This is a genomic window from Paraburkholderia fungorum (assembly GCF_902833645.1).
Taxonomy (GTDB): domain Bacteria; phylum Pseudomonadota; class Gammaproteobacteria; order Burkholderiales; family Burkholderiaceae; genus Paraburkholderia; species Paraburkholderia fungorum.
The window spans coordinates 1-13,161 of the sequence record NZ_CADFGE010000009.1; the positions used below are offsets into that span (position 1 = coordinate 1).

Here is a 13,161-nt window from a genome sequence, read left to right on the forward strand (position 1 = left end):
CGATGCCAGCCTCATGCGTGTTGTTGTACCAGCCGACCTGGATGTACGAGCTGAACCCACCGCTAGACCACACACCGGATTCGCAAGCCAACGTCCGCGTTGACCGGATGCGGTAGTTTGTCATTTTGGCCGGCGACCAACGCAGGAGCCTTAAATCAGGCGCGGCGGGTCGGTAGATACGTGAAGGAGCGAGCGCCTCCTTCAAGAAATCCTGGTGTTAAGAGTCGATGCTGCGCCTATCGCTCTTACATTTGACGAGGGCGTGGTGGTAAGCGAGCATTGTGAGACAACACAGGTAGCACGAGCACCGCGCAAGTTATGACATGCGGAGGCAAACTGTTAGTCACCGGTAATTCGTGATCATCGCCGGCACGTGCGTCAAGCGGTAACGCCGCGGATACGCGCCCAATGCGGAGCCGCAAGTTGTGAGAAGGTAACCGCTGCTACGATTCCGCGTCCTGACCACGCGCGCCGTCACCTTTACGCCGCTGCGGTTTGCTCGAATAGCGGTTGGGACGGTGCCCAAACTGCCGCACGAGCGCTATAGCGGGTCGATTAGAAGCACATGCGCGCTGTCGCCGTACTCTAGCGGGGGTGTCGGCAGTGGTGCCCTCTGCGAACTCTTGATGTGGTTGACGAGCTCGCGCAGCAAAATGTCACGCGCGCGTACGGTGATGTCTTCGATATTGTCGCCGCTGACTTGTATGTGAGGTAGATCTAGAAACTGGAGTGTGATACTGCCGTCGATCTCGCCGAGCGACGCCGGATAGGGAACGACCGTCTGCGTGATCACGCGCTTGCCCAAGTTTAGCTTCTTCTTTCCGTCAAGCTTTGGCACGAGCGTTTCCGCGCGAAGATGCGTGTAACGTTTGAGCATCTGTACTGACTTGTGCCCCGAGATCGTTGCAATCTCGAGGTAGTCGAGCGTGCCTAGTTCGAATAGTCGCGACACTGCCTCATGCCGCAGGTCGTGAAAGTGGAGATTCTCAATACAGAGCCGTTTGACGAGGACGCGCCAAGCGCTCTTTAGTCCGTCAGGCTTGTACTTGAATACCTTCCCTGAGGTTCCGATGCCGAGTCGAGTGAGCGCGCTTAGCGCACCCTGCGACAAGGGTACGTCGCGTTTCTCGCCGTTCTTGGTAATCGGCAAGTGTGCTATGCGTCGGCGGAGATCGATATTTTCCCACTCAAGACTGAGAATTTCTCCCTGGCGCATAGCAGTCTCGATCGCGAGACTGATAATCGAGTACATCTCCGGATTTTTGTGAGCGGCCGCGGCGCGGAGTAAACGGCGCTCCTCACCGAACGTGATACGCCGATCGCGGCCCGGTGGCAACTTAGGCTTGCGCACCTTCGAGACGGGATTGGAGGCGCAGGCGCCCCATTCGATTTGCGCGACATTGAAAAGATCGCTCAACATAGCAAGTTCGAGGCGGACTGTGTTCGGTGTGACGAGGCGCTTGGTATGTGGTGCGATTGTCGCGAGACGCATGTCGCGATAGGCAGCGATATCGACGGTAGTGACGCTGCTGATCTTCATTTTTCCGAGAAACGACCGCCAGATTGGACGTGTACGGTACGTTTCCTGTTTCGCTCCGCGCTTGTGGATCGACACACGCTCAACGTAAGCCTTCAGCGCCTGCTTGATGGTCGACTGCGGACTGACCTTTTCTAGTGCTGGCGTGAGTTCGACGGCATCGATGCCGGGGGCGTCAGCGGTATCGAGGGCCTGTCGAGGCGGCGTCACAGCGAGATCAATAAGCGCGGGTGGCCGCGAGCTTTCGGTCGTGTAGGTGGGCGTGGCTACGAGAGGAGTTCCGGGCTTCATCTAGATTGCTTCGAGTCGCTGCTGGCCGACAGCTCGGCTTCGATGGCTTGGGCCAATTCGGTCAACGACATGTCCAAACCTCGGCACAGGGCAAACAGAGTGTCGAGGGTTGGTGAGTTTTCACCCAACTCGAGCAAGGAGATGTAAGTCCGATCGAGACGCGCGTGAATGGCCAGGCCCTTCTGCGTGATGTGTCTAGCCTTACGTTGTTTGCGAAGGGCTTTGCCGAAGGCGCGTGTTTGGCTGCTCATTTGGACCGTAAATTTGTCGCCAGAATTTTCCTCCAACGGACAACTGGTAATTCCGAACAAATTCGGAATTCCATGGAGATGTCGAACAGAATCGGGATTCGATCCGAACACCCACGGCCTAATACGGTGTGCTTTGCATGCCCACGCCGCCTTTCGCAGCGATCGCGCGGTTCGAAATGACTTGTGGTGCGGGTGCGCGCGATTCCATCGCTTGGGTCAGCGTGCGATGTGAGCAACGGTCGCGCAGGGGTATAGGGCGCCCGACGCGTCCGGTGGTGGAGCGATAGTCGTTTGTTGGTTACCGTGGACTGTGGCGATACCCGAAAACGGGGCAACACACCGTGGATTGCCGAGGGCGATGCTTGTAGCCATCGCTCACGCGCTGGTCGATGGCGAATGGTCGGGTCGATGGTGGTCTACGCGGCGGTCCCGGCTAACGTCATGGGAAGCCGCTATTTGGCCTTGCGTTTCAGACAAACGACGGCGGTGCAACGTAGCCGTCCACGACTAGAGAAAAGCGGCAACTCGTTGAGTTCCCGGCTTCGGGGCTTTCATTCTGCCGCTTGAGAATATCTGCTACTGCCGTAAGAGCAGAGACGAATAGAAAAAGTAAAACCATAGCCGCTCTCAGATATCTGCAAAGCCCGAGAGGCTCCTGTGTCCTCCGGGCCTTGCTGTCCGACATGATGCGTGGGGCTTGATTAGAACCGGTACGTCAGCGACACCTTCACGATAGGATAGACAGGGAACTTGTTGGCCTTCGACTGGAGGTTCTGTTCCTCGGCCGCGACATTCTCGGCGCCGGCGGCATTAGCGATGTTGGCTGGAACGTCGAAGGAGACGCTCGGCTTGCCGATCGCGACGCCGGCGTCGAAGGCCATCGACAGGCCCTTCTTCGCGGTCGGGTTGTGGCCGAAACCGAAACCAACGTAGGGGCGGACGGTCGGGAACTTGATCCTCGCGTGGATCGTCTCGCCCCCACTTGCGACAGCGACTCCGTTGATAGTATAGGTGCCGTCCGAGCTGGTTGCGTCGCCGGCGAGTTGATCATCGCCGATGAGAAAACCGGCGGTGAGGCGGATCGGGAACGCATGGGGAGCGGGGAAGTAGTCACCGAGCAGTGCACCGTGGATAAGGCGAAGGTTCGCGTTGTAGTTGAGGTCCCCCGCGCTGAAATTGTGCGACAAGCCGAAACCGTTGACTTCGACTCGTGCACCGAAGTTCTGGCTGATGCCGTATCCGTAGCCCAAGCCGACGCCTTCGGTACCGACCGAGCCATACACTTCGTTGTGCGATTGAGCGTGCGCAGTCGAGGTGACGCCCGCGATCAGGATAGTGGTGAGAACTGTGAGGATCTTTTTCGTGGCCATAGTTTTCGCTGAGTTGTTGAGAGATCGCGTCCTTACGTGGACAAAACCAGTCTAAGTGGCGGGCTGACCGATGCAAATCAACGTCGGTAGCCTCCCCGGTGAGCCAGCCGGTAGGGTGTCACCTACTCAGTAATTTCAGCGAGCGATTGGCGGTCGTCGTCGCGGAATATTCGTGTTTTTGATGTCGCAGTAAGCCGCGAAAATCGGAGTCCTCTAAGTTCAATCCATTCGTACGCGGACAACGAACATGCGCATGCCTCCCTTGCTTCACTGGCTGTGTGTCTCGCTCTTGGTTCTTCTGCCGGGCGTAGCCTTCGCCGATTGCTTTGACGACGCGGCGAGTTTTCATCACGTCAATCCCCTAATCCTCAGGGCGATTGCGATTGTCGAAAGCGGCGGTCGTCCCGATGCGACGAATACAAACGGGAACGGTTCGGTCGACTACGGGATGATGCAGATCAATTCGATTCACCTTCCGGAACTGGCGCGTTACGGCATTGGGAAGTCAGACCTGTACAACGGTTGCAAGAGCGTCTACACGGGCGCGTGGATTCTCCGTCAGTCCATCGACAAATATGGAAACACATGGGCGGCAATCGGGAGCTACAATTCGGCCACGCCGTACTATCGCGACAAATACGCAGCAAAAGTGAAATCCGTCGTCAACTACCTTCTCACGCACGGCTATTCGGACGTGATGCAATAATGCGGCAGCGGGGGCGAGCGTCGCCTGAGATGAGTTGAACTGCGTTCGCGAGCGAGGGAGACGGATGGGCCTGGGTTGGCTGATCGTGTGACGGCCGCGGATTTGCGCTCGTTGCTGGAGGCGAACAAGAATGCGGTCCGAAGCTCATTGCCACGCTGGAATTGATCGCTGAATCGCGGGGAACGGTCCTTCAGGGGAATGTCGCCGCGCGGCAGGAAACTTCGTTGGCGTGCGGGAAAAGGCCTTCAGCGCCGCCTCTTGCACGTTCGAACAGGAAGCTGAGCGTAACTCCGCCCTGCGCGAAGGCTCTGCGGCGCCCTCTACCTCAGGCGTTCAAGCAAGTGCTGGAACGCGCTCGGGACGGCATCCGCGTGATGAAAAACGGAGTGGCCGTCCGGAGCGGGTTCGAAGTGTATCCCTTCGTTCGAGGTCGGAGCGATGGGTGATGAGAGCCCTTAGAACACTTGGTCAGCGTTCTCGCGCAACTTGCTCACGACGTACGGCACGCAGTCCCAGCACATTTTCAGGAACCACGCGACCGAGATAGTCGCGAGGACCTTCAGGGCCATACCGATGAGATCCGCGAAACTTGCGCACCCTGGCATCATCTCGATCAGAACATCTCGGCCAACGTTCGTTAGCCAGAGCGCGCCTGCATAGACGCCCATCGTCATCGCAACCAGCAGCACGAATGCCAACAAAACACCAGCGTTCGCAACGATGAGCTCAGCCTTCGAGCGCTCGCCGTCCGCCTGGAACGGTTGCCAAAGGTTGGCTTGGCGGGGCGTGTTGATAACTTCCTTGTAGGTCGGGTAGTCGTTGCGCTTCTCGTTCTTGCTCATAGCTCACTCCTTGAGTGGTGATTGATTCGCGGGTTCGTTGCTGATGTCCCGCGCACTTGAAAGAAGGATAGAGTCGTCGATGACGAACGCAAATCGATGAGGCGCACTGGGTGAAACTAGCCGCGCGACCGCCGCGAGGTGAGAATTCTTCGGAGGAGGCCGGGAGAAGATCGCCCCTGGCGTCGGCGATTGCCCAAATTCCTCTGCAGGACAAAGCCGACGCAAAAGAGTGCGACGACGTTCATCCAGGGACCTGCCGCAGAGACTTTGATGATCGTCCTGTCAAGGATCAGGACGATCAGCACCGCGGCTGTTGCGACGCCATCAAATCGCCATTTCCAATTCGGCGCTAACTGTGCGGCTTCCTTTCCGAGGTGAGCAGCTGCACGACGGACCGTGGCGTAGATCTTAGGGGCGGAGAGAGGATTCATTGTCCTGAGCCTGTTCGAATTTCGCACTGTCGCAGCTATCGGACAGGGCCGGATATCGTGAAGCGATGAGAGCGAGCTTGCGTCCCAGTAGCAGAGCGCGAGCGTCCCGGATGCCAGGCTGACCTTGAAACACATCCAGTCGACTGCTAGAGTCGGCCAGCATGCCGAGAAGGAGATGCACTGCGCGATGCCGGTCGCCAGGGTGATCGCCGTTAGGTGACGAGAGCCCCGTGGCCTGAACGGATTGCATGACGTCTTCGATGTTCTGCTCAGGGAGGACCAGTTCGAGGCTCGAGGCGAAGCGCAGGACCGATGCACGGCGATCTTGCTGGGAGCGGCGAGCGAGAGCGGATCGTTCGAGTGCGGTGCGTCGCGCTTCGGAGAATGCGACCATGCGTTCGACGTTGCGAACGCGACTGATTCGAAAGAGTTCGGCCGGTCGGCCGCCGCCGCCGCGCGTGGCGGGTCGACGTGCGTCTGGAACACCAAGGAAGCGAGTGACCATCTGGCGAGTCCAGCCACGGTCGCGCAACTGGTTGATGTCGAGGGCCGCTTCTGCAGACATGGTGTCTTCGGTTTGTAGTGGCGGCAGTCCTGCCGCCTGGTCCTGCGTCGTATGCAACGCGGTCTCCACGTGTGAGTGTCTTACGTGGATGGTAGCGTCCTTATCGGCAGTCGCGGCGCTAGAAGTCTGGCGCGAGAGCGCGATTTTTCGATTGATGTTTCAATGGCGATCAGCATTACGCTTTAGGTCCTCGGCGGCCCTTGGGCTTGTGGTCGGCGCAATGGTACTCGGTGTAGTGGCGGGGAATGATCAGCGGAAGCTTGCAGGTGGCGCAGTGATGCAACTTTATTTCTGCCGCCTCGTTACCGCGCTGGCTGATCGATTGTGCATCGGCAAAGGTGCGGATCAGCGTGTAGAGTCGCTGCGAGCTGATGACCGCCTTGTCTGCCCCACCGCACATTTCGTGATACCACGTTAAGGTGCGGGTGAAGGCAACGCGGGGAATGCTGTCGGGCATGATGCCCTGAAACGACTGGCCACGCAGTGACTTGCAAATGCGGTGATAGGCCAGCAAGACAAAGGCACCATGCATCTGGATGCGGTGCGTCTTCGTGAACCATTCCAGACTCGAAGGTAACTGCCCAGAGGTCGAGTTTCTACCAATCTCCTGGGAGTACATCTGGTCGATCTTCGGATCCGGAACTCGACTGATGCTCTTGACCACCGGCCGCCTGGTTCCGGAAAGGATGAGGGCGCGAGCGATGCGCTCGTTGAGAGTAGGTGCGCTTCCAGCGGTCAACATGTCATGCTCCTTAAGGGTAGGGCCTGGTGCTCAGAAGGTCGTCAGCAGGGTTGCGATCACCTGCTCGCGATCAAGTTCGAGTTTTCCGTCGGACATCTTCAACTCGAAACGGGCTTTCCAGAGCGGCAGGCCCTCGTTCGCGAGCCAGCGAATATCCGAATGGCTCAGCTTGCGAACGATCTGGAATTGCTCGTCGGAAAGGCCGAAGGTGAGAGCAGCAGCGGGGTCCGCATGATCCTTCAGGCTTCGATAGCACTCGAGGATCTTGATATTCGCTTCGGCCATGGCCATCTTGGCCAGCGGAGGAAGAAACAGATCGGGTCCGTTTGCTCGGCTCATTGTTTTCTCCGGGATCGGGGGGTAAAGGGGATTAGGCGAGTTCTTTCGCGGCCAGTGTGTCGGTCAGGGCGCGGAGCTGGTCGACCAGGCCGTCGATCTTCGTAGCGATTGTTGGGTTTGATCCGCGCATCTTGATGACCAGGGCCGAGGGGAATGCTGCGATCAGACCACCGACACCCTTTTCGAGGTCGTCGAGGGAGTTCGACGCATTACGCGCGTCCGCGATGATGCGGTCGATTTCCTGAAGTTCTTGCGTGAGGCGTGCATGCCGAGCGCTCACCTCAGCCAATTCGGTCCTGGCCTGCTCGAGACTTTCGACGCCTTTCGGCAGTACCTCGACAGGCTTGTCGACGTACTGAACGACCGTCTCCGCCTGGCGAAGACGGTCAAGTTCTTCCTGGGCTTCGCGGAGATCGTTGAGGATCGCGGTTCGGTCGGACTGAAGCTCCTTCGCAAGTTGTTCCTGAGCGCGAAGTTGGACGACGACGCTGTCGTGCTTGGCCGTAGCTTCTGCCCTACCGTTCTCGGCGTCCTTGGCGTGTGCTTGCGCTTCTGCAGCCGATGCCGATAATTCGACGACGCGCGCGTTTGCTTCTTCCAGATCGCCGCGCAGGTGCGCGGTCGCCTCATCGATCAGCTTTTTGACCTGGGCGGTCGTTAAAGGGCCTTTCTGCGCATGTTCGTCGATTGCCTCGACTACGCGGACGTCGGTTCCCTCGTCAAACAAATGGAAGGCGTCGAGGGGCAGGCGAGTAATGTGCATCGGGATATAACCGTCAGGATGCGTGAAATGCTTGCTGACGATCCGGCCAATGCCGCGGTAGGTGCGGAAAGTGCTGGGGGCTTTGCCCGTGACCTGGCAGAAATAGGCTTGTGCCTTGCCCGGTTCGCCGATGATCTCGATGAGACGGTAGGTGATCAGCGCGATCTGCACGGCCGTTTGCTGCAGGCTTGTGAAGTGCCCACGCAGGCTGACGGCGAGAGCGGTCAGCTCTTGCTGGGCCTCGTGAGAAAGACCGGGCGGCATGGTCGGAATCGGGTCAGCTGTCGGGATGGCTGCCAGGGCGGACATATTGGACTCCTATTTTGTGATCGGGCGTTTTACAGGCAGGTAGAACTGTCAGTGAAGGAACTTCTGGTCGACCATCTTGCCGATGATTCGGTAGCGGTGGAAAGCGGTCACGGGCTTCCTGACTACGGCGCAAAAGTACGTTTGCGCTCTTGCCTCTTCACCGATGATCACTGTCATGCGGCGCGCGATTGTTGCCACGGCCAACGGGGTTGCGCTCGACGTTAGGCTACGTTCGAGTAAAGCGAGCGCGAGTCTGCGCAGCTCGCGTCGGGCGCTACCGGACAGGCCGGCAGGCATAACAGGGAGTGGTGCTGCGGAAGTGCTAGGTGGCGCGCCCATCAGATGTCCTTTCTACAAATTGATGCAGCAATTTCTTTCGTCGATGTAGAGCAAATACGGCACCCCCAGCGGAAGTTTCACCCCCTATCTGAAAAAATTCTCGGGGTGCCTCACATTTGGTCAGAAGTACGAGCTTGGGCCACGCGGCTTCATTCATGTTGACGCGGCTGCACGGGAGTTTATGAGAGGGAGTGAATGGAAAATAGCCGCGCAAACAGATGTCTGCGCGGCTATCGGCGTCATGCTCTGACGGGCGCTGCGGATGGCGAGGGCGGCCTTCAGTGGCCGATTGGTATGTGAGAAATTTGTCCGATGAGGATCGCGATCGCGGCTAGACCGACGCAGACGCTAGCGAAAGCTACTGCAAGGTGATGCACGTCGCCGCCCAGGCGCAACAAGTGGATGTAGTAGTGGCGGGCTCGGCCAAAGAACCTATCCTTGAGCGTTCCTCCTGTCTTCAACGGAGGAAGGCTGGGTTTTCCGACGTTTGCGTCTCGAAGATTCCGAACAGCCGCGTGCACATTCTTTTCGATGCGGGCAGCAATGTCTCCGAAGCGCTTGGCCTCGGCATCAGAATGCGTGCCGAGCCGTGCCCAGATGTCTACGGCCAAAGCATCGGCAAGCTTCTTGTGAATCTCGGTTACATCGGCCGAATTGAGGACTGTTTGCACCCTATCCGGCATCGAGTCCGCCTGGTGCGCGAGGCACTCTAGCGCTTTAGCGATGGCGATCAGGGCGGCAACGGCCTCGAGGATTTGGTGATCCGCCGTGCGCCGCTGTTTATCCATTTCCTGGTAGCGGGCGTGATACGCGCGTAGTTCATCGACCGCCTCTCGCATGTCAGCGCGTAGGGCAGTGGCTTCCTCAGCCTGAAGGGCGTAAAGCGCTTCGACGGCGCCGCGCGGTCCCCCACGGAGCACGTTTATTTCTCCGCGTCGATGTGAACGGCCGGCAGGGCTTCCAGGTGAGCGGCAGGCAAACGGAGGGCGACGAACGCTGCATCCAGATCCAGCTTCGCGCTGGCCACGGCGCGCTGGATGCTGAGGCGGCGGATCAGGGTCAACGTTTCGGGACTGTTCGGAGCCTTGCGCAGGGCTTCATCGACCACTTTGCGGTAGTTGGTGGGGTCGCTTGATACCTCCTCGAAGGAGAGCCCTTCAGCCCGCAAGTCGGAGTGGATCGGGTTCTCGTAGATGACGAGATCGTCGTAGTAGGTGAGGCCCTTGGTCTCGGTGAGATACACGATGACGGCCTCGAACTGCTGATCGAGGTCGTCGCCCTGGTCGATGGTCGTGCGGTTGAACAAGATGCGCAGCTTTTCCGGTTGCAGACCGACCTTGCGGAGCGTCTCGATGGTTCCGAGGGTCTCTTCCTGAACTCGGCCGTCTGGCGTTGTCGGAACGATGACAATATCGAAGTCGTTGATGGCTCCGCGAACGCGGGCGAACTCTTTCATGATGTCGGCGTACTGCGAAGCGCCAACATCGACGATGAGGTCGCGGGGTTCGATGATGATGTCATCGATCAACTTTTTAAAATCGGGGGCGCGATAGCGAACGACGTCGATGCCATAACGGCCTGCATCTTGGTTCTGTTTTTCGACCGAGAACACCCGCGGCGAGTTGAGACGGGGATGCAGCAGGGACGCGACGGTAGTGCTCTTGCCGACCATACTGGTCGAATGAATGACGAGGATCTTCAATGGCATGGTTGCTCCTTTGGCTCGTGGTCGATTAGGTTTGAGATTGATTCTTGCGTTGTCTGTAAGCTGCTAGTTTTGCTTGATGCTCCGGGGACCCAAGCCGGTAGCGGGTCACAACATCTTCCGCGGACGACTCAGCCCGTGTCTGGATTCTGTCGCCATCAATCGGGCACCGTTCCGTGAATGCCTCGCCAGGAGTCGGTGCTTTCTCCACTGGCCCGACAGGGTGGAGCGAGTGTGGCGGTGCGACTCGCGCGGTTGGCAGTTGTGGCGAGGTGATGGCGGTCGTGGGGTTGGTTGACTGCGTGCGGGCAAGGCTTTTCAAGTGCTTTTGTACGCCACTTCGAGTCACCGTGAGGCCGTGCTCGAGATGGAGATACTCGGCTATTTCCTTGTAGCTCGCGCCCAGATCCTTGAGTTGCTGGATTTGGCTCGCGAGACCTGCAAGTTTTCCCTTGTTTCGCTCCTGTCGCTTTTTAGCCAAAAACTCGTGTAACGAGATCACGGTGTTATTTCTGTTTATGGGTAATTGGTGTTTAGAGAATTACATAGCCCGATACAGAAAATCTGAATGATTGCCGTGGAAAGAAGGCTTTCATTAAATCGACGGAGGGAAGAAAGACAACCAACGTCGACTATACGAGTAGTCACGTAGATCGAAGTGGAGAGAACTGTAGAGCAACGTAGATCCGATAGGGGAGGAACGTTGAGGTTTGCCTCGCGGAGGAAGAGCAACGTAGACCTTGATCGCATACCGCCGTTGAGCATCGTAGAGCAGCGACACGAAACGTAGAAAGGTGAGGAGATACGGGGAACGTTGTAAAGTGCTGCTTGGAGAGCGGAAGTGCGAACGGAATTAGGATGAGCATGCAACGCGACGCTGACGTGATCGTTCTGCACGGAGAGGAGAAATCTCGCTGAGGCCCTTGCAGCAAGGTTCTCGATGTGATTTACTTCGGCCATTGGGACTGTGGAGTCCCACTCGGTAGTTTCCTGCGCCGCGCTGGCGGCATGCGAATCCCTCGCCGGATTTGCTCTCCGAAGAGTCAGTTGGTAGCACTACCGCTGACCATTCTTTCAGGTGAATTCGTCGCACGACGACCACCGCGAAAAGCGAAGACGCGCGGAAGCGCGTTTTTTTTCACCCGGTTCAAATCGGACGACAATCGGACACAGAGGAAGGGCACAACCCTTACCCAGTGCGACATGGCGTCCGGTACCGGGGATCACAACGTACACAAACGGAAAGTCCGAAAGGTCGCACGACCTGCGGTAGAAGAGGCTTTTGCTGCTCGCTGAGTACGTCGGTGGGTGGGCTATCTGGTCGGGTCGCAAGACCGGCGGATAGAGGGCTCTGCCTGCATGCTGCAAGGCATGTGGGAGTTGAAAGACCGAGGCCAGTACCGGGCCTACATCGTCGCAAGGCGAACCGGTGCAGTATGGTCCCTGCTTGAAAGGCCAGTTCCATCCCGTAGGGGAGGGAGACCCGATTAGCGTGAGCGTCGGGGTGTCGCTGTGCGGTAAAAGTTGTAGTGGGAGCCGACGACATAAACGCACATTTTTACGAAGGGCTCGCTCATGCCCCTCAAACGCTACGGCAGATGTGGTACCCCGGCTAGAAAGGGCGCGCATTTCACAATGCGCAAGGCACGCGGCGAGGCGTGACCATTGTGTGATGTGCGACTTACGGAGGTTGGGATGAACGCACTCGTAGTGCAAGACACGCGGACGGCGCCGCCCGCAGGGCGAACGGACGCCCATAGGGGTTGGCGGAGGGAGCTACAGACCATCGTGGACCGGCATGCTGGCATCCGGGTGAACGGCAATGTGGCGTCGCACCGGACGCGCGAGTTGAGCGCGTCAGTGCTCTTCGCGGTATTCGGCACGCTGGCAGGACTCGGCTTCAAGCTCCAGAATCCCCGTAATCTCGGTGAACGCCACGTGGAGGCGCTCGTGCGCCACTGGCACTGGCAGGGCCGGGCAGTTGCGACGATGCAAAATGAACTCTCGGTACTGCGCAAATTCGCCATCTGGATCGGCAAGAAGGGGATGGTGCGCGCGCTTCAGGACTACCTCCCGGATGTGCCAAAGATCGACCTGCAGCGCAGGGCCGGGACCGTAGAGTCGAAGTCGTGGTCCCAGAACGGCATCAACATCGACGAGAAGATCGCTCAAGCGGACGCGCTCAATGAGCGTTTCGGCCTGATGCTTCGGCTCGCGGTCGCGTTCGGCCTGAGGCGCAAAGAAATTCTCATGCTGAAACCATGGAAATGCGACCATGGGGATTACCTTGCCGTCTACCCTAACGCGGGGCCGAAGGGCGGGCGGGCACGGAATCTGCCGCTCACGAACAGATATCAGCGCGAGGTGCTGGATTACGTAAAAGCGCGCATGCCGAAGGGCGATGCGATGGGCTGGAAGACGACGCGTCGCGGCAGGACTGCGACGCTTGCGTACAACCTCAAGGAATACGAGCGCCGTATGGAAGAAATCGGTATCACGAGGAACACAGCCGGGGTCACCGGCCACGGGTTGCGGGCGGAATTCTCGGAGAACGCTGCGATGACGAACCCGGAAAGGCCGTTCGTGCCGCCGACGCTGGGTGGGACCGCCGACCAGATGCCCGCCGAGGACCTGAATCAGGCGTTGAGCCAAGTCAGCGAAATGCTCGGCCATAGCCGCATGGGCGTCACAAGTTCGTACTACGGACACTTCGAGGGCTTTCGCCGCGCGCCCCGCAAGGTCAGTGACGAGCAACGCCAGGCGCGATCAGCGAAGTCGCGGCCGGTACCGCGTGGGGTCGGACCGGTTTCTCCTGCGGCTGGGCGTAAGGGATCTGCTCAAGAGAGGGCTGGTCGGCGGCGGACGGATGCGTTGCTCGACGTGCGGCAAATGGATCTGCCGCTTAAAGACAGCGTGGTGCTTTTCAAACCACGCGCCCCAGAATCAGGCAAGGATAGTTAAGGATGTGGGC

12 protein-coding genes are annotated in these 13,161 nt (G+C 58.6%); 2 read left to right on the forward strand and 10 right to left on the reverse strand.

From position 1 onward, the window contains the following. Positions 1–541: 541 nt before the first annotated feature. From HWX91_RS24990 to HWX91_RS25000, 3 genes are all read right to left on the reverse strand, one after another. Positions 542–1,828 carry a site-specific integrase gene (locus HWX91_RS24990; RefSeq protein WP_081833014.1) on the reverse strand — a complete coding sequence of 429 codons (1,287 nt, stop codon included), beginning with the start codon at positions 1,826–1,828 and terminating at the stop codon, positions 542–544. After that, entirely contained in the window at positions 1,825–2,139 is a 315-nt protein-coding gene (locus HWX91_RS24995) for a helix-turn-helix domain-containing protein (protein ID WP_244144138.1), read from the reverse strand. Before HWX91_RS24995 ends, HWX91_RS24990 begins: the two co-directional genes overlap by 4 nt. 641 nt (positions 2,140–2,780) lie before the next feature. After that, positions 2,781–3,449, reverse strand: coding sequence for a hypothetical protein (locus HWX91_RS25000; protein WP_052660698.1), 669 nt, complete (start codon positions 3,447–3,449; stop codon positions 2,781–2,783). 253 nt (positions 3,450–3,702) lie between these two features. Here HWX91_RS25000 and HWX91_RS25005 point away from each other — a divergent pair, with 253 nt between their 5' ends. Further along, positions 3,703–4,155: a lytic transglycosylase domain-containing protein gene (locus HWX91_RS25005; RefSeq protein WP_244144148.1), complete on the forward strand. Its 453-nt coding sequence runs from the start codon at positions 3,703–3,705 to the stop codon at positions 4,153–4,155. Between the two features lie 455 nt (positions 4,156–4,610). Here the strand turns inward: HWX91_RS25005 and HWX91_RS25010 are convergent, their stop codons facing one another. The 7 genes from HWX91_RS25010 to HWX91_RS25040 all read right to left on the reverse strand — a co-directional run bounded on the left by HWX91_RS25010 (position 4,611) and on the right by HWX91_RS25040 (position 10,193). Beyond that, the gene (locus HWX91_RS25010) at positions 4,611–4,997 is read right to left on the reverse strand and encodes a hypothetical protein (RefSeq protein ID WP_028195719.1); all 387 of its coding nucleotides are present in this window, start codon (positions 4,995–4,997) and stop codon (positions 4,611–4,613) included. Between the two features lie 408 nt (positions 4,998–5,405). Continuing rightward, positions 5,406–6,050, reverse strand: a complete 645-nt coding sequence (locus tag HWX91_RS25015) for a hypothetical protein (protein ID WP_127837841.1) — start codon at positions 6,048–6,050, stop codon at positions 5,406–5,408. A gap of 118 nt (positions 6,051–6,168) precedes the next feature. Beyond that, positions 6,169–6,735: a FlhC family transcriptional regulator gene (locus tag HWX91_RS25020; protein WP_028195717.1), complete on the reverse strand. Its 567-nt coding sequence runs from the start codon at positions 6,733–6,735 to the stop codon at positions 6,169–6,171. A 30-nt stretch (positions 6,736–6,765) separates the two neighbouring features. Further along, the gene (locus tag HWX91_RS25025; RefSeq protein WP_028195716.1) at positions 6,766–7,074 is read right to left on the reverse strand and encodes a hypothetical protein; all 309 of its coding nucleotides are present in this window, start codon (positions 7,072–7,074) and stop codon (positions 6,766–6,768) included. 31 nt (positions 7,075–7,105) lie between these two features. Then, positions 7,106–8,146 (reverse strand): hypothetical protein, encoded by a 1,041-nt coding sequence (locus HWX91_RS25030; RefSeq protein ID WP_028195715.1) that lies wholly within the window; start codon positions 8,144–8,146, stop codon positions 7,106–7,108. A 617-nt stretch (positions 8,147–8,763) separates the two neighbouring features. Further along, entirely contained in the window at positions 8,764–9,324 is a 561-nt protein-coding gene (locus HWX91_RS25035; protein WP_127837842.1) for a hypothetical protein, read from the reverse strand. Between the two features lie 83 nt (positions 9,325–9,407). Next, a complete protein-coding gene (locus HWX91_RS25040; RefSeq protein WP_028195713.1) occupies positions 9,408–10,193 on the reverse strand; it encodes a hypothetical protein in 786 nt (261 codons plus the stop codon). 1,785 nt (positions 10,194–11,978) lie between these two features. Between HWX91_RS25040 and HWX91_RS25045 the strand changes: the two genes are divergently transcribed. Beyond that, the gene (locus tag HWX91_RS25045; RefSeq protein ID WP_176035680.1) at positions 11,979–13,151 is read left to right on the forward strand and encodes a site-specific integrase; all 1,173 of its coding nucleotides are present in this window, start codon (positions 11,979–11,981) and stop codon (positions 13,149–13,151) included. Positions 13,152–13,161 lie beyond the last annotated feature (10 nt).